We start from the raw sequence: 518 nt of genomic DNA on the forward strand, positions 1-518 counted from the left end.
GTGATAAGGTAATCCAGCGATTCCCCTACAAAAACATAGCCTTTTGTTCCATTACTATCTTTTGACTGCGATAGCCCAGTGATGGTGTCTGACTGCGATTGATACTTTCCTGAACTACCCTTTGCGGTATGGGAAACCAGAGCATACGAGATACAGCCTGAAAGCATCAGCGCCAGTGGGAATAAACCGGCAGCCTTAAAAAATCCCTTAAAATTCAACTTCATGATTAATCCTTTAAACGAGTAGCTAAGCCGTTGAAAGCATACTCTTCTTTCCCTCCTGTTTAGCGCCTGATATCCCTTTTCAGATTTCTGCCCGACGCATGTCATTTTTTTATGCATTGTTCTTTTTGTGATCTAAATTGTAGTACAACAATATAAGTTTGTACTACATTACACACACAGCAAACGCGAACGTCATCACGCTGGTACTACAAAGTTGCCGTGTTATGCATCGATCGGGGTAAAGTAGAGAAGAACATACAGAGCACAAGGACTCTCCATGACTCTCAATAAAAC

The 518-nt window shown here is 41.7% G+C and carries 1 pseudogene; it reads right to left on the reverse strand.

Going from position 1 to position 518, the window contains the following annotated elements:
• Positions 1-224, reverse strand: a pseudogene (yidX, locus tag AC3Y5R_RS24295) (protein YidX); the annotation flags it as partial.
• Positions 225-518 lie beyond the last annotated feature (294 nt).

The organism is Erwinia sp. 009765445, assembly GCF_058137865.1.